Annotated in this window: 18 protein-coding genes; 14 read left to right on the top strand and 4 right to left on the bottom strand. The window is 64.1% G+C overall.

Annotated features, from left to right (window positions below; translation table 11 throughout):
* Positions 1-31: 31 nt before the first annotated feature.
* The 3 genes from A9K71_RS17140 (at position 32) to A9K71_RS17130 (ending at position 4,893) form a co-directional block, all read left to right on the top strand.
* Entirely contained in the window at positions 32-805 is a 774-nt protein-coding gene (locus tag A9K71_RS17140) for a TlyA family RNA methyltransferase (RefSeq protein ID WP_066998038.1), read from the top strand.
* A complete protein-coding gene (locus A9K71_RS17135; RefSeq protein ID WP_066998036.1) occupies positions 802-2,043 on the top strand; it encodes a class I SAM-dependent RNA methyltransferase in 1,242 nt (413 codons plus the stop codon). Before A9K71_RS17140 ends, A9K71_RS17135 begins: the two co-directional genes overlap by 4 nt.
* Positions 2,044-2,214: 171 nt before the next feature.
* Entirely contained in the window at positions 2,215-4,893 is a 2,679-nt protein-coding gene (locus A9K71_RS17130; RefSeq protein WP_066998034.1) for a caspase domain-containing protein, read from the top strand.
* A 126-nt stretch (positions 4,894-5,019) separates the two neighbouring features.
* On the opposite strand, the gene A9K71_RS17125 is transcribed toward A9K71_RS17130, so the two are convergent.
* The 4 genes from A9K71_RS17125 to A9K71_RS17110 form a co-directional block, all read right to left on the bottom strand.
* Positions 5,020-5,613: a transglutaminase-like cysteine peptidase gene (locus A9K71_RS17125; protein WP_245299657.1), complete on the bottom strand. Its 594-nt coding sequence runs from the start codon at positions 5,611-5,613 to the stop codon at positions 5,020-5,022.
* Between the two features lie 256 nt (positions 5,614-5,869).
* Complete coding sequence (locus A9K71_RS17120) at positions 5,870-6,130, bottom strand: AbrB/MazE/SpoVT family DNA-binding domain-containing protein (RefSeq protein WP_066998031.1); 261 nt, start codon at positions 6,128-6,130, stop codon at positions 5,870-5,872.
* Between the two features lie 79 nt (positions 6,131-6,209).
* Entirely contained in the window at positions 6,210-7,622 is a 1,413-nt protein-coding gene (gene tldD, locus A9K71_RS17115; protein WP_066998029.1) for a metalloprotease TldD, read from the bottom strand.
* A 131-nt stretch (positions 7,623-7,753) separates the two neighbouring features.
* A complete protein-coding gene (locus tag A9K71_RS17110) occupies positions 7,754-8,287 on the bottom strand; it encodes an invasion associated locus B family protein (RefSeq protein ID WP_066998026.1) in 534 nt (177 codons plus the stop codon).
* Between the two features lie 339 nt (positions 8,288-8,626).
* On the opposite strand from A9K71_RS17110, the gene coxB reads away from it, so the two are divergent.
* The 11 genes from coxB to rnhA all read left to right on the top strand — a co-directional run bounded on the left by coxB (position 8,627) and on the right by rnhA (position 17,694).
* Positions 8,627-9,499, top strand: a complete 873-nt coding sequence (gene coxB, locus A9K71_RS17105) for a cytochrome c oxidase subunit II (protein ID WP_245299655.1) — start codon at positions 8,627-8,629, stop codon at positions 9,497-9,499.
* A gap of 38 nt (positions 9,500-9,537) precedes the next feature.
* Positions 9,538-11,187 carry a cytochrome c oxidase subunit I gene (gene ctaD / locus A9K71_RS17100; protein WP_066998019.1) on the top strand — a complete coding sequence of 550 codons (1,650 nt, stop codon included), beginning with the start codon at positions 9,538-9,540 and terminating at the stop codon, positions 11,185-11,187.
* 69 nt (positions 11,188-11,256) lie between these two features.
* Positions 11,257-12,201 (top strand): heme o synthase, encoded by a 945-nt coding sequence (locus tag A9K71_RS17095; RefSeq protein ID WP_066998016.1) that lies wholly within the window; start codon positions 11,257-11,259, stop codon positions 12,199-12,201.
* On the top strand, positions 12,198-12,380 hold the full coding sequence (locus A9K71_RS17090; protein ID WP_066998013.1) for a hypothetical protein: 183 nt from the start codon (positions 12,198-12,200) through the stop codon (positions 12,378-12,380). The genes A9K71_RS17095 and A9K71_RS17090 overlap by 4 nt, the downstream gene beginning before the upstream one ends.
* A 7-nt stretch (positions 12,381-12,387) precedes the next feature.
* Positions 12,388-13,014: a cytochrome c oxidase assembly protein gene (locus A9K71_RS17085; RefSeq protein ID WP_066998010.1), complete on the top strand. Its 627-nt coding sequence runs from the start codon at positions 12,388-12,390 to the stop codon at positions 13,012-13,014.
* 1 nt (position 13,015) lies between these two features.
* Positions 13,016-13,897, top strand: coding sequence for a cytochrome c oxidase subunit 3 (locus A9K71_RS17080; RefSeq protein WP_066998007.1), 882 nt, complete (start codon positions 13,016-13,018; stop codon positions 13,895-13,897).
* An 81-nt stretch (positions 13,898-13,978) separates the two neighbouring features.
* Complete coding sequence (locus A9K71_RS17075; RefSeq protein WP_066998004.1) at positions 13,979-14,365, top strand: DUF983 domain-containing protein; 387 nt, start codon at positions 13,979-13,981, stop codon at positions 14,363-14,365.
* The gene (locus A9K71_RS17070; protein WP_066998002.1) at positions 14,362-15,117 is read left to right on the top strand and encodes an SURF1 family protein; all 756 of its coding nucleotides are present in this window, start codon (positions 14,362-14,364) and stop codon (positions 15,115-15,117) included. The genes A9K71_RS17075 and A9K71_RS17070 overlap by 4 nt, the downstream gene beginning before the upstream one ends.
* 73 nt (positions 15,118-15,190) lie before the next feature.
* Complete coding sequence (gene ispH / locus A9K71_RS17065) at positions 15,191-16,195, top strand: 4-hydroxy-3-methylbut-2-enyl diphosphate reductase (protein WP_066998000.1); 1,005 nt, start codon at positions 15,191-15,193, stop codon at positions 16,193-16,195.
* A gap of 6 nt (positions 16,196-16,201) precedes the next feature.
* On the top strand, positions 16,202-17,164 hold the full coding sequence (locus tag A9K71_RS17060) for a homoserine kinase (protein ID WP_066997997.1): 963 nt from the start codon (positions 16,202-16,204) through the stop codon (positions 17,162-17,164).
* Positions 17,161-17,694, top strand: a complete 534-nt coding sequence (rnhA, locus tag A9K71_RS17055; protein WP_066997994.1) for a ribonuclease HI — start codon at positions 17,161-17,163, stop codon at positions 17,692-17,694. Before A9K71_RS17060 ends, rnhA begins: the two co-directional genes overlap by 4 nt.
* The last annotated feature ends 2 nt before the right edge of the window (positions 17,695-17,696 follow it).

Here is a 17,696-nt window from a genome sequence, read left to right as displayed (position 1 = left end):
CTTCGCCGCCGGCTTTCGCCAATGAAGGCCGATGAGTTCCACTCTGCCCGCCAGCGCGCGTCCGCGTCTCGACGAACTGCTCGTCGCACGTGGCCTGTTCGCCAGCCGTTCCCGCGCCCGCGACGCGATCGAACGCGGCACCGTCACCGTCGACGGCGCAGCCGCCCGCAAGCCGGGTCAGCCCGTGGCGCCACACTGCGTCGTTGCCGTCGACGATCCGGCGCAGGCCTATGTGTCGCGCGCGGCGCTGAAGCTGATTGCCGGCCTCGACCATTTCGGCCTCGATCCCTCTGGGCATGAGGCGCTCGATATAGGCGCCTCGACCGGCGGCTTCACCCAGGTGCTGCTCGAGCGTGGTGCTACCCATGTCACGGCGATCGATGTCGGTCACGGCCAGATGCACCCCGAAATTGCCGCCGATCGGCGGGTCACGGTCATTGAAGGGCTGAATGCGCGGGACCTGACCGCCGCTGATCTTGGCGACCGCGTTCCGGATTTCCTGGTCTGTGATGTCAGCTTCATCTCGCTGAAGCTGGCGCTGCCGCCGGCGCTGGCCTTGGCGGGCGAGGGCGCCAGGGCGCTGGTTCTCGTCAAGCCGCAATTCGAGGCGGGGCGCGAGGCGATCGGCAAGGGCGGGCTGCTCAAGGACCCGAGCGATGCCGAGCGCATCGCCGCCGGTTTGCGCGACTGGCTTGCCGGCATGCCGGGCTGGCGCGTGCTTGGGCTGCATCCATCGCCGATCGAGGGCGGCGACGGCAACCGCGAGTTCCTTCTCGCCGCGATCAAGGACGCGGTATCGCCATGAGCGCGCGCTTCACCATCACAAGGCTCGGTTCGCAGGGCGACGGCATCGCCGGTGCCGATGGCGGCGAGGTCTTCATCCCGTTCACGCTGCCTGGCGAGACGGTCACCGCCGCGCGCCAGAAGGACCGCGCGACGCTGATGTCGGTTGTTGAGGCTTCACCGCTTAGGGTTGATCCGCCCTGCCGACACTTCACCGAATGCGGCGGCTGCGCGTTGCAGCATTTCGAGGCCGACGGCTACCGGCAGTGGAAACGCGAACGGGTGGTGCAGGCGCTCAAGATCAAGGGCATCGCTGGTCAGATCGACGCGCTGGTGCCTTGCGCACCGCACACGCGCCGGCGCGTCGTCTTTAGCGCTCGGCGCACCGAGGCCGGCATGCTGCTCGGCTTCGTGCGCGCGCTCTCCTCCGAGATCATTCCTATCGAGGAATGCCCGATCTCATTGCCGGCAATCGTTGATGCGCTCGATCCTTTGCGAAGGCTGGCAGGACTGGTCTGCGCGACGCCGAAAGCCTTCCACATGACCGTCACCGCCACGGCGTCCGGCCTCGATGTCGCCGTCCATGACGCGGGCAAGCTCGGCGAAAACCAGCGCCGCATCGCTTCCAATTTCGTGATGGCCGCGGGCTTGGCGAGGCTTTCGATAGACGGCGAGGTGATCGTGGAGCCGAAGAAGCCGGTGGTGCAGTTCGGCTCGGTCGCCGTCGCCCTGCCGCCCGGCGCCTTTCTTCAGGCGACGGAGGCCGCCGAGCAGACGATGGCCGGTCTCGTCTGCCAGCACCTGTCGCGTGCCAAGAAGGTCGCCGACCTGTTCGCCGGCTGCGGCAGCTTCGCGCTCCGGCTGGCGGCGAAGTCGGAGGTCCACGCCGTGGAGGGAGACGCCCCGGCGCTTGCCGCGCTCGACCGTGCCTCCCGCTTCGCCAGCGGCTTGAAGCGCGTGACCAGCGAGCGTCGCGACCTCTTCCGCAGGCCGCTGACCTTCAAGGAGTTGAGCGGCTTCGACGGCCTCGTCTTCGATCCACCGCGCGCCGGCGCGGAGGATCAGTCCAAGCAGATCGCCCGCTCAGACGTGCCGCTGGTCGCGGCCGTCTCCTGCAATCCGACGACGCTGGCGCGGGATCTGCGCATCCTCATCGACGGCGGCTATCAACTGAAGAGCGTGACGCCGATCGACCAGTTCCTGTGGTCGCCGCATGTCGAGGCCGTCGCGCTGCTGGAGAAGCCGAAGCGGCGCCGGTAGTCCGCGAGAGCCGGTTCGCAAGAAACTTGAAGCCTCTCTTTTCCGAAATTTGCGCCCTAAAGCCGCCTTCTTGGAGGTCTTAGTTTTGCGCTGTTAGGGAAACATTCCTGCTCTTTCGGCGTTACTGAAATAAGCGGCTGGCGGATGGCGGATAACGGACAGCGCATTGCCATGCAGACGCTTCTAAAATTCCTCAGCCTCATCGTTCTCATCGCTTTTGGCGCCGCGTCCGCGACCGGTGCGCTCGCGCAAGAGCAAAAACGTCTCGCCTTCGTCATCGGCAACGGCGCCTATCAGTCCGGCGAGCTCGCGACTGCCGCCAATGACGCCGGCCTGATCGCGCAGACCTTGCAGGCGGCAGGGTTCGACGTGGTCGGCGCGCGCGATGTCGATCAGGACTCGCTGCGCGGCGCGCTGCGCGATTTTCTCGGCAAGGTTTCCGCCGCCGGTCCCGATGCGGTCGTCTTCGTCTATCTTGCCGGCTACGGCGTGCAGTTCGAGGGGGAGAACTACTTCCTTCCAGTCGATGCCCAGATCGCCAGTCCAGCCGACGTGCCGCTTCAGGCAATGCGGCTCTCCGATGTCACCAGGTCGTTGGCCGGATTGTCGACGAAGGTAAACATCGTCGTGCTCGACGCGGCGCGGCCTGATGCCTTCCCGAAGATGAGCCAGCCCCTGGCCGGTGGTCTCGCGCTTGTCGATCCCGACCCGAACATGCTGATTGCGTTCAACGCGGCTCCGGGAACGGTCGCGCCGGAAGGCAAGGGCCCTTACGGCGCCTATGCTCAGGCGCTCGCCGAAATGATACGCGAGGGCGGGTTGTCGCTTGACGAGGTGTTCGACCGCACGCGGCTGCGCGTCAACGAGATGACGCAAGGCGCGGAAGTTCCGTGGCATGCCTCGAAGATCACCGCGCCTTTCGTCTTCTTCGACCGTGCCGCGGACGCGCCCGCGCCCAAGGTTTCGGAGGCCGAATCCCGCTCCAATCGGACCAGGGCGATCCAGGATTTCGACGCTCGTGACGCTTATATCGCGGCTCTCGACCGCGACACGATGCGCGGCTACGAGGATTTCCTCGTCGCCTATCCACACGATCCGATGGCTAAGCGCGTGCGCGGCATTGTCGCTGCGCGGCGCGAGGCGATCACCTGGCGCGAGACCTGGCTGGAGGACACGCCGGAAGCCTACTGGTCTTATCTGCGGCGCTATCCGCGTGGTCCGCATGCCTGGGACGCACGACGGCGGCTCGAACATTTCGACGCTGCCCTGGAGCCGCCGGAGGAGTTCACCGTCTATGAGTATGATTTGCCGCCGCCGCCGGAGGAGGAAATCATCTATATCGACCGTCCGGTGCTCTATTTCGACGATCCCGATTTCGACTTCGAACCGCCGCCGCCGATCACGGTGATCTTCCTGCCGCCGCCGCCGCCGGATTTCATCGTGCTTCCGCCACCTCCGCCGCCGGTCGACGTCTTCATCCTGCCGACGCCGGTATTCGTGCCGATCCCCGTATTCATCAACCCGCCGCGCCACGTCGTGCCGCCGCCGAACGCCATCATCTTCAACAACATCCACAACACGACGGTCATCAACACCATCAACACGACGATCAAAAACGAGACCATCGATCGGGCCGCGCAGCCGAGCGCCGGTGTTCAGCTTGACCGCCGTACGGCCCAGAAGACGATGGAAGGCGCCGTTGGTGGCCGCGCCGATGCGCTGGCGGCCAAGGTTCCCCTGCCGCCGCTTCTGCAGAAGAGGGCGGCCAAGCTCCGTCAGGCCACATCCGATCAGCAGCAACAGGGCGCCCTGCCGCCGAAGCCTGGTCAGAGTGTTATCCAGCGCCAGCAGCCTGACACCTCGCCGGAGACCTCGTCCAGAACCGGCAAGCTCTCAACCGATCACGCTTTGCCCGGAGCCGATGGCAAGAGGCTGCCGCTGGTCAACGGCAAGCCGGCGCTCGACGGCCAGAACTTGCCCGGCAACAAGTTGAAGAGGCAACGCGGCAGGCAAGGCGTCTCGGGCGGCAACCAAGAGGCGACGGGAAATGCCGGTCCCGACAGGACCGGGAAGCAGGACACGGATCGGAAGAGGGGTAAAAAGCTCCGCAACCTGCCCGCCGTCAACGGCATGCCGGCCGACAACGGGCAGAGCGCGCGGGAGAAGTTCAGGCAGAACAGTCCCAAGGCTTTATCCGAACGGAGCGGTGGCAAGCCGAGGAAGCTGACGCGCAAGGATTTGTCCGCAGGCCAGTCCGTGGTCGAACCGAACGATCAAGGTTCGGCCGCCGCGAGCGACAAGGGCAGGAAGGTCCGCAAGCTGCCTACCGTCAACCGGATGCCGGCCGAGAACCGGCCGAGCGTGCGCGAGCGGCTCAGAAAGAACAATCCCGACGTGTTCTCCGGTGACAACCAGGGCTCGGCCAAGAGCAAGAAGTTCCGCAGACTGCCGAGCGTTAGTGCTGGGCCAACCGACAATAGACCGGCCGTGCAGAAGCGGCTCAGGAGGAACAATCCGACCGTGTTCTCCGACGAGAATCAGGGCTCGGCCAGCGGGAACGACAGACGCAGGACGGTGCGCCGGCTGCAGAGCGAAGAAGGTTCCGCCGGCCGGGATGTCACCGTCCAGCGCAACTTCAAGGTCAACAGGCCGAACCAGAATGCGCAGCGCCAGTTCAGGCAGGAAAGGCCTAACGAGCAAGTGCTGCGGCGGCAGAGATCGGAGCCTCGCCCGGAATTGCGTTCGCAGCCGAGGCCGCGGATGCAAGAGCGGAGTGTCCCCCGAGAGAAGCCGCAGCCCAAGAAGAAGCTCTCTTGCGGACAGCAGGGCGAGCCGGCCTGCAACCAGTAGGTTGGCGCGGTCGAGGCTGCGCCTTATCTTTGCGAGCCGATTTTTCGGCCATGAACGTGCAAGGCAGAGGCGCCGGTCTGCGCGTATCGGCTGTCGAGGCCGCTCGGTTGAGCCTGGCGGCATCCGTCAGGTTTTCGGCGTGCCGCCGCGCTGATTGATCGATACCCAAATATTCGGGTTCTGCTGCGACTGGCGCTTCAGGAAATAATAGCCGGTCGCGTTCCAGGGCCGGACTTCGTCGACCAGATTGTCGAGCACGAGATCGCCCTTGTCGGTCTTCACGGTCAGGATGGTGTGGCCTTCGTTGTTCAGGTCGCGCACCACCGTCATCAGCAGCGCCTGGCGGGGAAATCCCGCTTCCATGAGAAGCTTGCGCTTGTAGAGCGCGTAGATCTTGCAGTCGCCCTTGCCGTCCACCGGATAGTCCCAGTGGTCCATCATCGTGCCCCAGTGATCAAAGTTGCTGACGGGCTTGATGGCGCGGTTCGCCTTCTGGTTTATGCGCTTGAGGGTTCGCATGTTCTGCGCGGTCAGCTTGACGTTCGCCGGCTGCAGGGCAGGCACTTTGCACTCTTTCGGCCGGCGGTGGCAGAAATCGATCCAGCCATAAGGGACGCTGGTACGTCCTCCCACTGCGGCGGAGCGCAGGTCGACCGGACTCGATGGCCGCTTGAACAATGTCGACTGCGCCGCCGCCGTGTCGACGCAAAGCGACGTCACACCGATCAATGAGCAAAGGCCAAGGAGGAATGAAGAGGTCAGGACGCCAGGGGAACGCAGCACTGCCAACACCACCGCAACGAGAAGACTGCTGATAGTTAAGTCGGAAGCGTCGGCCAAAGCAATTGAACAATTAATAATCTGCTAACACGATTGTGTTCGCGCTCCGGCGGGTAGCTAGGTGTGAGCTTTCCGGCCGGATCGAGGTGACCGTTCAGGATGGTCGTTCGTCAGGTATCTGACGACAAGGTTGGGATCAATTGCGAGCATGGCGCCGCCGCGCTTCGTTCATCTCTTCAAGCGTCTTCTGCTTGCCGCGGTGCGGCAGCAGGCCAACCACGTCTTCCGGTCGCGTCGGGGTGAAGGCCGGCACTTGCTTCAGAAGAACACCGTCTGGTGTGTCTTCGACCTGCAGACGTGTGCCGGCACCCCAGTCCCTCCGTTTCCGGATCGCGCTGGGGAGGATCACTTGTCCCTTGGTCGAGACGGTGGTTATGAGTTTTTCGGCACCAGCCATCGCAAGCTTACCCCATGTAAGACACAGGTAAGATACTCAAGCGGCGGAGTGCTATTCAAACCTGCCGGATTGAGCGTGCTCAAACCCTGGTGCCGCCCACCGTCATCTGGTTCATCCTCAGATGCGGCTGGCCGACCCCGACCGGCACGCCCTGTCCGGCCTTGCCGCACATGCCGATGCCGTTGTCGAGTTTCATGTCGTTGCCGACCATGGTGACGCGGTGCATGGCGTCGGGCCCGTTGCCGATCAGCATTGCGCCCTTGATCGGCTGCGTCACCTTGCCGTCCTCGATCATGTAGGCCTCGGTGCAGCCGAACACGAACTTGCCTGAGGTGATGTCGACCTGTCCGCCGCCGAAAGAGACGGCATAGATGCCGTTCTTGACCGTGGCGATGATCTCTTCCGGCGCGGTATCGCCCGAGGTCATGTAGGTGTTGGTCATGCGCGGCATCGGCTGGTGGGCATAGCCTTCGCGCCGGCCGTTGCCGGTCGCCTTCATGCCCATCAGCCGCGCATTCTGGCGGTCCTGCATGTAGCCGACCAGCTTGCCGTCCTCGATCAGCACATTGCGCGCCGAAGGCGTGCCTTCGTCGTCCACGGTAAGCGAGCCGCGCCGCTCGGCGATGGTGCCGTCATCGACGACGGTGACGCCCTTTGCCGCTACTTGGCTGCCCATCAGGCCGGCGAAGGCGGATGTTTTCTTGCGGTTGAAGTCGCCCTCGAGGCCATGGCCGACAGCCTCGTGCAGCATCACGCCCGGCCAGCCGCTGGAAAGCACGATGTCGAATGTGCCTGCCGGCGCCGGAACGGCCTCGAGATTGACCAGCGCCTGTCGCAGCGCCTCGCGCGCGGCGTGCTTCCAACTCTCCTCGGTGAGGAACTCGCCAAAGCTCTTGCGGCCGCCCATTCCGTAGGAGCCGCTCTCCTGGCGGTCGCCATCGCCGACCACCACCGAGACGTTCATCCTGACCAGCGGGCGGATATCGCGCACCACCTGGCCGTCGCCGCGCACGATCTCGACATGCTGCCACGAGGCGGCGAGCGAAGCCGTCACCTGGCGCACGCGCGGATCGGCGGCGCGCAGCCAGGCGTCGATCTCCTGCAACAGCTTCGCCTTGGCCTCGAAACTGGGCGAGGGGATGGGATTCTCGTCGCCGTAAAGGTGGCGATTGGTGCGCGCGGGCGCTGCGGCAAGCATTCCGGAATAGCCGCCCTTGACCGCGGAGACGGCATCGGCGGCGCGCAGCAGCGAGGCTTCCGACAGGTCGCTCGAATGGGCATAGCCGCTCGCCTCGCCGGCGACGGCGCGCAGCCCGAAACCCTGGTCGGTGTTGAAATTCGCCGTCTTCAGCCGGCCGTTGTCGAACATCAGCGCTTCGTTCTCGCTGTATTCGAGGAACAGTTCGCCGTCGTCGGCGCCTTTGATGGTATCGGCGACGATCTCTTTGACGCGGTCGTCGGAAATGTCGAATTGGCCGATCAGGCTGTTCATGGCAGGGCTGTCCGCTGGCGGTTTCGCATTCCCCCGATGTAGGGGCGAAGTGAGGTCAAGACAATCGCCGGCCTTCACACGCGATCGTCATCGCCCCGAGCCGACTGGCGGCCGCGTTGCCGCCGCTGGACTTAGGGCAGAGCCGAGAAGCCTTCGGCGAATCCCTTCAGATCGACCGGAATGCCGATGCCTTCCTCCGGCGTCTGGAACACGATGAAGGTGGCCGACGTGCCGTTCTTCAGCGTGTCGAGCAGTGGCTTCTCGAGGATCACTTCCGCGTAGCAGCCGTCCTGGAAGCAGCGCACGAAATAGGCGCGGCCGATGTCCTTGCCGTCGACATTGAGGCCGAGCCCGTTGGGCAGGAGCACGCCGAGCGGTGCCAGCACCCGCAGGATCTCCGCCTTGTTGTCGGCGGTGCGCAGCACCACGACGGAAAGCCCCATCTCCGGACGGTCCTCGGCGACGACGTTCTGCATCATCACGCATTGCTCGGAGGTCGCGCCGGCCGGCGTGTCGCAGATGATCGACCACGCGCCATGCGTCGACTTGACCGTGCCGCTGGGCGGCGCCGCGGTCTGCGGCGGCGCGGCGTTCGCCACGCTGGCGCTAAGCGAGGCGGCAAGGAAGATAACCTTCGCCAAGGGTCTCGAAAGCCAGGAAGTCATAACGGCTCCATTGCGAATCACGGCACTTTAAGCTGCGCCAAGGCCAAGTAAAGGACGAGACCGTCGCCAGCCCGCCGAGATACCGGCAATTACGCGCTTTTCCAGAGCAAATTCGCCCGAATTGCGACCACCCGGCGCGGGGGCGGCGATGGTCGGGGATGCCCTTCGGGCTGCGCGCAAAAATGCCGCACGGTTTCGCCCGCTCCTTCCTTGCGGAGGGAAATAGAGTATGGTTTGAACCACCTTAGGGACAGACCGGGATTCCCCATCCCGGCGTCGTTCGTTATTGGTGCGATCCGATTGCAGGAAGTGGGAGACGAGAGGGCGATGAGAAAATTCATGGCAAGCGCCAGACTTCTGGCAGGTGCTGCGGCCGCGGGCACGCTCCTCTCCAGCGCATCCGCCTATGCGGATCAGCCGCGGCCATGGGAAACCGCCTTCCAGGCGCCTGCGACCGACATGATGCGGCAAATCGAATGGTTCGGAAACTACACCTTCGTATTCATCGTGGTCATCACCCTGCTGGTGCTGGTCCTGCTCGCCTATGTCATCCTGCGGTTCCGCGCGAGCGCCAACCCGGTTCCTTCCCGGACCAGCCACAACACGCTGATCGAGGTGATCTGGACCGTCGGCCCGGTCATCGTGCTGCTGCTCATCGCCATCCCCTCGTTCCAACTGCTCACCGCGCAGTATACCCCGCCGGAAGAAGCCAAGCTGACCGTCAAGGCGACCGGGAACCAATGGAATTGGGACTACGAATACCAGGTCGACAAGAGCTTCTCCTTCAACTCGGCGATCCTTCAGGACGGTGACCGCGCCAAGGCCGGCAAGGAAGACCGCAACCTCTATCCGCGCCTGCTCGCCGTCGACAATGAGCTGGTGGTGCCGGTCAACACCATGACTCGCGTGCTGATCACCGCCACCGACGTCATCCACTCCTTCGCCGTGCCGTCCTTCGGCATCAAGATGGATGCCGTGCCCGGCCGCACCAACGAGACCTGGTTCAAGGCGGAGAAGGAAGGCCTCTATTACGGCCAGTGCTCGCAGCTCTGCGGCAAGGATCACGCCTTTATGCCGATCGCGGTTCGCGTCGTCTCCGACGCGCAGTTCAAGACCTGGCTGGAGACGGCCAAGACCGACGTGCCCGCCGCCAACAAGGCGCTGATGGCCGAGATCGATGGTACCAACAAGGTAGCGGCCGCCGGCAACTGACGCCGCGGGTTAGCAAGAATTAGGGAACGGAGCGGAATATGGCAGAGGCTGCAGCTCACGACCACCACGACCACAGGCCGCATGGCTGGGTCCGCTGGGTCTACTCGACCAACCACAAGGACATCGGCACGCTCTACCTGATCTTCGCGATCATGGCCGGGATTATCGGCGGCGCGCTTTCGGTCGCCATCCGCATGGAGCTGCAGGAGCCGGGCATCCAGATCTTCAGCGGTCTGGCGCAGATGGTCTACGGCATGCAGGGTGATGCCGCCATCGACGGCGGCAAGAGCATGTACAATGCCTTCGGCGCCGCGCACGGCCTGATCATGATCTTCTTCATGGTGATGCCGGCGCTCATCGGCGGCTTCGCCAACTGGATGGTGCCGATCATGATCGGCGCGCCGGACATGGCCTTCCCGCGCATGAACAACATCTCCTTCTGGCTGCTGCCGCCGGCCTTCCTCCTGCTGCTCGGCTCGATGTTCGTACCGAGCGCGCCCGGCGCCTTCGGCGTCGGCGGCGGCTGGACGATCTATCCGCCGCTCTCGACATCCGGCCAGCCGGGCCCCGCAATGGACCTTGCGATTCTGTCGCTCCACATCGCCGGCGCCTCGTCGATTCTCGGTGCGATCAATTTCATCACCACCATCTTCAACATGCGCGCGCCTGGCATGACCATGCACAAGATGCCGCTGTTCGCCTGGGCGGTGCTGATCACGGCCTTCCTGCTGCTCTTGTCGCTGCCGGTTCTGGCGGGCGCCATCACCATGCTGCTCACCGATCGCAACTTCGGCACCGCCTTCTTCGTGCCGGACCAGGGCGGCGACCCGCTGCTCTTCCAGCACCTGTTCTGGTTCTTCGGCCATCCCGAGGTGTACATCCTGATCCTGCCGGGCTTCGGCATCGTTAGCCACATCGTCTCGACCTTCTCGAAGAAGCCGGTCTTCGGCTATCTCGGCATGGCCTACGCCATGGTCGCGATCGGCGCCGTGGGCTTCATCGTCTGGGCGCACCACATGTACACGACCGGCCTGTCGCTCGACACGCAGCGCTATTTCGTGTTCGCCACCATGGTCATCGCGGTTCCGACGGGCGTGAAGATCTTCTCCTGGATCGCCACGATGTGGGGCGGCTCGATCTCCTTCAAGCCGCCGATGCTGTGGGCGCTGGGCTTCATCTTCCTGTTCACGATCGGTGGCGTCACCGGCGTTCAGCTGGCAAATGCCGGCCTCGACCGCTCGCTGCATGACACCTATTTCGTGATCGCCCACTTCCACTACGTGCTGTCGCTGGGCGCCGTGTTCGCCATCTTCGCCGGCTGGTACTACTGGTTCCCGAAGATGACCGGCTACATGTACTCGCCGGTGATCGCCAACACCCACTTCTGGGTCACCTTCGTCGGCGTCAACCTGATCTTCTTCCCGCAGCACTTCCTCGGCCTTGCTGGCATGCCGCGCCGCACTGTCGACTATCCGGATGCGTTTGCCGGCTGGAACATGATCTCGTCCTACGGCTCCTACATCGCCGCCGTCGGCGTTGCGATCTTCCTCTATGGCGTGTTCGAGGCCTTCCAGAAGAAGCGCGTCGCGGGCGCCAATCCGTGGGGCGAGGGTGCCACCACGCTCGAATGGCAGCTGCCCTCGCCGCCGCCGTTCCACCAGTGGGAACAGCTGCCGAAGATCAAGTAAGGCCGCAGATACAGGACCGCCGGCTCGCCCGGCGGTCCTGGCCAACGGAATGATGGACTTTAAGTACGCATGGCCCTTGCCGACCACAAATTGATGGAGGAAGTTGGCTTTCGCATGTCGGAAGCCACCGCGGGCGATTTCTTCGCCCTCCTCAAGCCGCGCGTGATGTCGCTGGTCGTCTTCACGGCCTTTGTCGGCATGGTCGCGGCGCCGGTCGCCATCAATCCGCTGCTGGCGGTGATCGCGATCCTGGCGATTGCCATCGGCGCCGGCGCCTCGGGCGCTCTCAACATGTGGTACGACGCCGATATCGACGCGGTGATGACCAGGACAGCGAGCCGTCCGGTGCCGGCCGGGCGCGTCACGCCGGGTGAGGCGCTGAGCTTCGGCCTCGTGCTCTCCGCGCTGTCGGTGATGACGCTGGGCGTGCTCATCAACTGGCTGTCGGCGGCGCTTCTTGCCTTCACCATCTTCTTCTACGCCGTCATCTACACGATGTGGCTGAAGCGCTGGACGCCGCAGAACATCGTCATCGGCGGCGCCGCCGGCGCCATCCCGCCGGTGATCGGCTGGGCGGCGGTGACCGGATCGGTCAGCCTCGAAAGCCTGATTCTTTTCCTGATCATTTTCCTTTGGACTCCGCCGCATTTCTGGGCGCTGGCGCTGTTCAAGTCGGACGACTACGCCCGCGCCGGCATTCCGATGATGCCGAACGTCGCCGGACACGCCTCGACCCGCCGCCAGATCTTTGCCTACGCGCTGATCCTGGCGCCGGTCGGCGTCTTGCCATGGCTGCTCGGCTACACCACCGCCGCCTATGGCGCGGTCTCCGTTCTGCTCGGCCTGGGCTTCGTCTGGTATGCCTGGAAGGTGCTGGGCATGAGCGATGCCGACCGCGCGATGAAGCCGGCCAAGGCGCTGTTCGGCTTTTCGCTGCTCTATCTCTTCGCAATCTTTGCCGCCTATCTCGTCGACAGCGTGGTCGGGCGTGCCCTCGTCATGGGGGGAGTATGATCGTGGCCGACAAGAACCTCGAACTGGTCACCTTGACCGAACGCCAGCGGAAGGCGCGGCGCAGCCGCTCCGTTGCCATCGGCGTCGCGCTGGCCGCGCTCGTCATCATCTTCTACATCGCCACCATCGTGCGCTTCGGCCACCATGCCTCCGGCCTGATACCGACGAATTTGATGTGAGGCGGCGATGAGCGGCGAGACCGGACCCATCGGGAAGAACAGCAACCGCATCGTCGTGGCGGTCTGCCTTGCTTTCTTCACTGGCATGGTCGGCATGGCCTATGCGGCGGTCCCGCTCTACAAGATGTTCTGCCAGGTCACCGGCTATGGCGGCACGACGCAGCGCGCCGAGAAGCAATATGCCGGTCGCGTGCTCGACCGCGACATCACCATCCGCTTCGACGCCAACACCAATGGCATTCCGTGGCAGTTCGAGCCCGTCGCGCGCTCGGTGACGATCAAGATCGGCGAGACCACGCAGGCGCATTACAGCGCCACCAACAAGTTCGATCGCCCCATCACCGGACGCGCCTCCTTCAATGTGCAGCCGGAAATGGCCGGCGCCTATTTCAACAAGGTGGAGTGCTTCTGCTTCACCGACACGACGCTCAAGCCCGGTGAGACGCTGGACATGCCGGTCGTGTTCTATGTCGATCCAGACATCGTCAACGTGCCGGAACTGAAGGACTTGAAGACCATCACCCTGTCCTACACCATGTTCCCGGTCGAAAAGAAGCAGCCAATCGCGTCGTCCGCGCCGGCCGCTCGCAGCAGCAACAAAGTTCCAGATTCCGAAGCAAGCCTCGGGGGTTGATATGGCAGACGCGCACGCAAAACCGAACCACGACTACCATCTCGTCAATCCCAGCCCTTGGCCTTTCCTGGGCTCGATCGGCGCATTGGTCACGGCCGTCGGCGGCGTTTGCCTTATGCAGTATCTGAAGGCCGGCAGCTTCCCAATCTTCGGCCACAACATCGCCAATCCGTGGCTGTTTTTCATCGGCCTGATCATCGTGCTCTACACGATGTTCGCCTGGTGGTCGGACACCATCAAGGAAGCGCATGAGGGCCACCACACGCGCGTCGTTTCGCTGCACCTGCGCTACGGCATGATCATGTTCATCGCCTCCGAGGTGATGTTCTTCGTCGCCTGGTTCTGGGCCTTCTTCGACGCCAGCCTATTCCCGGGCGAGGCCGCGCAATATGCCCGCACCACTTTCACGGGCGGCGTTTGGCCGCCAAAAGGTCTGGAGGTTCTCGATCCCTTCCACCTGCCGCTCTACAACACCATCATCCTGCTTCTGTCGGGCACGACGGTGACCTGGGCGCACCACTCGCTGCTGCACGGCGACCGCAAGGGCCTGATCAACGGCCTGATCCTGACCGTCGGCCTCGGCATGCTGTTCACCATGGTGCAGGCCTACGAGTACATGCACGCTCCGTTCGGCTTCAAGGACTCGATCTACGGCGCCACCTTCTTCATGGCGACCGGCTTCCACGGCTTCCACGTCATCATCGGCACCATCTTCCTGCTCGTCTGCCTGATCCGGGCGATGCGGGGCGATTTCACCCCGAAGCAGCATTTCGGCTTCGAGGCGGCCGCCTGGTACTGGCATTTCGTCGACGTGGTCTGGCTGTTCCTGTTCACCGCGATCTATGTCTGGGCCTCGAGCGGCGCGGTAATCGAAGCCCACTGAGACCGATGGATTGAGTTCACGAGGCGGCTGCGGCGACGTGGCCGCCTTATCTTTTTGACCGAACGGGTCTACGGTGCGGACATGAGCGAAGACAAGGCGATCTGGCCACCCGTCGACCCGATCTCGGCCGGGCTGCGCGGCCATTGCCCGCGCTGCGGCGAGGGCAAGCTGTTCTCCGGCTTCCTCACCGTCGGCAAGCGCTGCTACAATTGCGGCCTCGACTATTCCTTTGCCGATGCCGGCGACGGTCCGGCGGTCTTCGTCATCCTGATCATCGGCTTCATCGTCGTTGGCCTGGCGCTGTGGATGGAAGTGTCGCTAAGCCCGCCGCTCTGGCTGCATTTCATTTTGTGGATACCGCTGGCGCTGGTGCTGAGCCTGGCGGCGCTGCGCCTGATCAAGGGCGTGCTGATCACCCTGCAATATTCCAAGAAGGCCGCGGAAGGCAGGCTGGACAGCGGCCAATGAGCGATGCGACCTCCTCGACTGCCGGCGCTTCGCGGCCGCGCTCGGCGCTGCTGCTTGGGATCGGCCTTGTCCTGTTCGCCATTCTCCTCGGCCTCGGCACGTGGCAGGTCCAGCGCTTGCACTGGAAGGAAGGGCTGATCGATACCATCGACAAGCGCACCCATGCGGCACCTTTGCCACTGACCGATGTCGAGAAAGAATTCGCCGCCACACACGATGTCGACTACACGCCGGTGACGGTGACCGGCACTTTCCTGCACCAGGGCGAACGGCATTTCTTTGCCACTTGGGAAGGCGACACGGGCTTCAATGTCTACACGCCCCTGCGGCTCGACGACGGCCGCTTCGTACTCGTCAACCGCGGCTTCGTGCCTTACGATCTCAAGGATCCTGCCAAGCGGAAGCAGGGCGAGGTCGCCGGCACGATGACGGTGACCGGGCTTGCCCGCAATCCGCTGCCCGAAAAACCCTCGATGATGCTGCCCGACAACGACGTCGCCAAGAACATCTTCTACTGGAAGGACCGCGACGTCATGGCCTCGAGCGCCGGTCTGCCAGCGGGAGCCGTGCTGGTGCCCTTCTTCATCGATGCCGACAAGACCCCTAACCCCGGCGGTCTGCCGGTCGGCGGCGTCACCATCATCGATCTGCCGAACAACCACCTGCAATATGCCGTCACCTGGTATGGCCTTGCCGCCGCCCTTGCCGCGGTGCTGATCCTCAGGCTTCGCCGCCCGGCGAAGGAGGAGTGAGCGCCGCTCTTGACAGGGCAGGGGTGCACGCCTCATTTCGCCTTCAGCTTTCCGACTGAACCGGCCCGTTTTGATGATTGAAAAAAAGCCACCGCTGACGATCAGGCTTTGCCAGCCGCGCGGCTTCTGCGCCGGCGTCGACCGCGCCATTCAGATCGTCGTGCTGGCGCTGAAGAAATACGGCGCGCCGGTCTATGTCCGCCATGAGATCGTGCACAACCGCTACGTCGTCGAGGGGCTGCAGAGCCTGGGCGCGGTGTTCATCGAGGAATTGTCCGAGATCCCGCCCGAGCATCGTCAGTCGCCGGTCGTCTTTTCCGCGCATGGGGTGCCGAAATCGGTGCCGGCCGACGCCGAGGCGCGCAACCTGTTCTACCTCGATGCCACCTGTCCGCTGGTGTCGAAGGTGCACAAGCAGGCGATGCGGCACCAGCGGCTCGGCCGCCATGTGCTCCTGATCGGCCATGCCGGCCATCCGGAAGTGATCGGCACGATGGGCCAGTTGCCGGAAGGAGCCGTGACCCTGATCGAGACCGAGGCCGATGCAGCAACCTTCGTGCCGGCGGACCCGGCTGCGCTTGGCTTCGTCACCCAGACGACGCTGTCCGTCGAGGACACCGCCGGCATCATCCGCGCGCTGCAAGAGCGTTTCCCCGAGCTTCACGCCCCGGCCGCCGAATCGATCTGCTACGCCACCACCAACCGCCAGGAGGCAGTGAAGGAGACGGCCGCCGGCGCCGACCTTTTCCTCGTCGTCGGCGCGCCGAACTCGTCCAACTCGCGGCGTCTTGTCGAAGTGGCGGAGCGCGCGGGCGCCGCGATGTCGCTTCTCGTGCAGCGGGCGTCCGAAATTCCGTGGAATGAGATCGGCAGGATTTCGACGCTCGGCCTGTCAGCCGGCGCGTCGGCGCCGGAAATCATCGTCGACGAGATCATCGACGCGTTCCGGCAACGCTTCGACGTCACCATCGATCTGGCCATCACGGCCACGGAAACGGAGGATTTTCCGGTGATGCGGGTATTGCGCGATGTCGAACTGACGGCGGCCGACATGGCCTTCGTCAACGGAGCCGCGTAAGCCCAGATGGCCGTCTACACCGACGTCAACGAAAACGAGCTCAGCGCGTTTCTGAAAGCCTATCCGGTGGGCGAGCTCCTGTCCTACAAGGGCATCGCCGAGGGAACCGAGAACTCGAATTTTCTGGTCCATGCTTCCACGGGTTCCTACATATTGACGCTCTACGAGAAGCGCGTCGACAAGGCCGATCTGCCCTTTTTCCTCGGCCTGATGGGCCATCTCGCGCGAAAAGGCATTTCCTGCCCGCTTCCGGTCACCGCGCATGGCGGAACCGTCATCGGCACGCTCGCCGGCCGGCCGGCCGTCATCATCACCTTTCTCGAGGGCCTGTCGCTGAGGCGCCCGACGGCAGCGCATTGCGGCGAGGTCGGCAAGGCGTTGGCCGCGCTCCATCTCGCCGGGCGGGATTTCCCGATGAAGCGGCCGAACGCGCTTGCCATCGACGGCTGGCGCAAGCTCTGGGCGGCGTCGCGCGACCGCGCCGACGAGGTCGAGCCGGGGCTCGCGGCCGAAGTCGACGCGGACTTCCTGGATTTTGGGCGCAACTGGCCGACCCGCCTGCCACAAGGCATCATCCACGCGGATCTCTTCCCGGACAATGTCTTCTTCCTTGGCGAGAAGCTGTCGGGGCTGATCGATTTCTATTTCGCCTGCGACGACCTCTATGCCTATGATGTCGCCACTTGCCTCAACGCCTGGTGCTTCGAGAAGGACTTTTCCTTCAACCTCACCAAAGGGGCCGCGCTGCTTGCCGGCTACCAGTCGGTGAGGCCGCTTGAAGGCGAGGAAAAAGCGGCGCTGCCGATGCTGGCGCGCGGCTCGGCGCTACGCTTCATGCTGACCAGGCTCTATGATTGGCTGACCATTCCCAACGGCGGGCTGGTGATGAAGCGCGATCCGACCGAATATATCCGCCGCATGCGCTTCCACCGGGCGATCAAGTCTCCATCCGAATACGGACTGACATGAACAAGCAAATCGAGATCTTCACCGACGGCGCCTGCTCGGGCAATCCCGGGCCGGGCGGCTGGGGCGCGGTGCTGCGCTATAACGGCGTCACCAAGGAGCTGTCGGGCGGCGAGGCCGAGACCACCAACAACCGCATGGAACTGCTTGCCGCCATCAGCGCGCTCGATGCGCTGAAGGAACCCTGCACGGTCGATCTCTATACCGACAGCAAATACGTCATGGACGGCATTTCCAAATGGATCCATGGCTGGAAGAAGAACGGCTGGAAGACCGGCGAGAGGAAGCCGGTCAAGAACGGTGAGCTCTGGCAGGCGCTCGACGAGGTCAACAGGCGCCACAAGGTTATCTGGCATTGGGTGAAGGGCCATGCCGGCCACCCGGAGAACGAGCGCGCCGACGAACTGGCAAGGCAAGGCATGGCGCCGTTCAAGCCGAAGCAGGCGCGGCCGGCACTGGTTGCGGCTGCGCCGCAGAAGGCTGGTGCTCCGACCCGTAAGCCGGCGGCCAGGCGTTCGACGCAGAGCTATTGACG

Origin of the sequence: Mesorhizobium sp. WSM3873, assembly GCF_001672445.1 — a bacterium.
In the GTDB taxonomy this organism is placed as follows: Bacteria; Pseudomonadota; Alphaproteobacteria; order Rhizobiales; family Rhizobiaceae; genus Mesorhizobium.
This window is presented reverse-complemented; position numbering and strand designations above follow the sequence as displayed.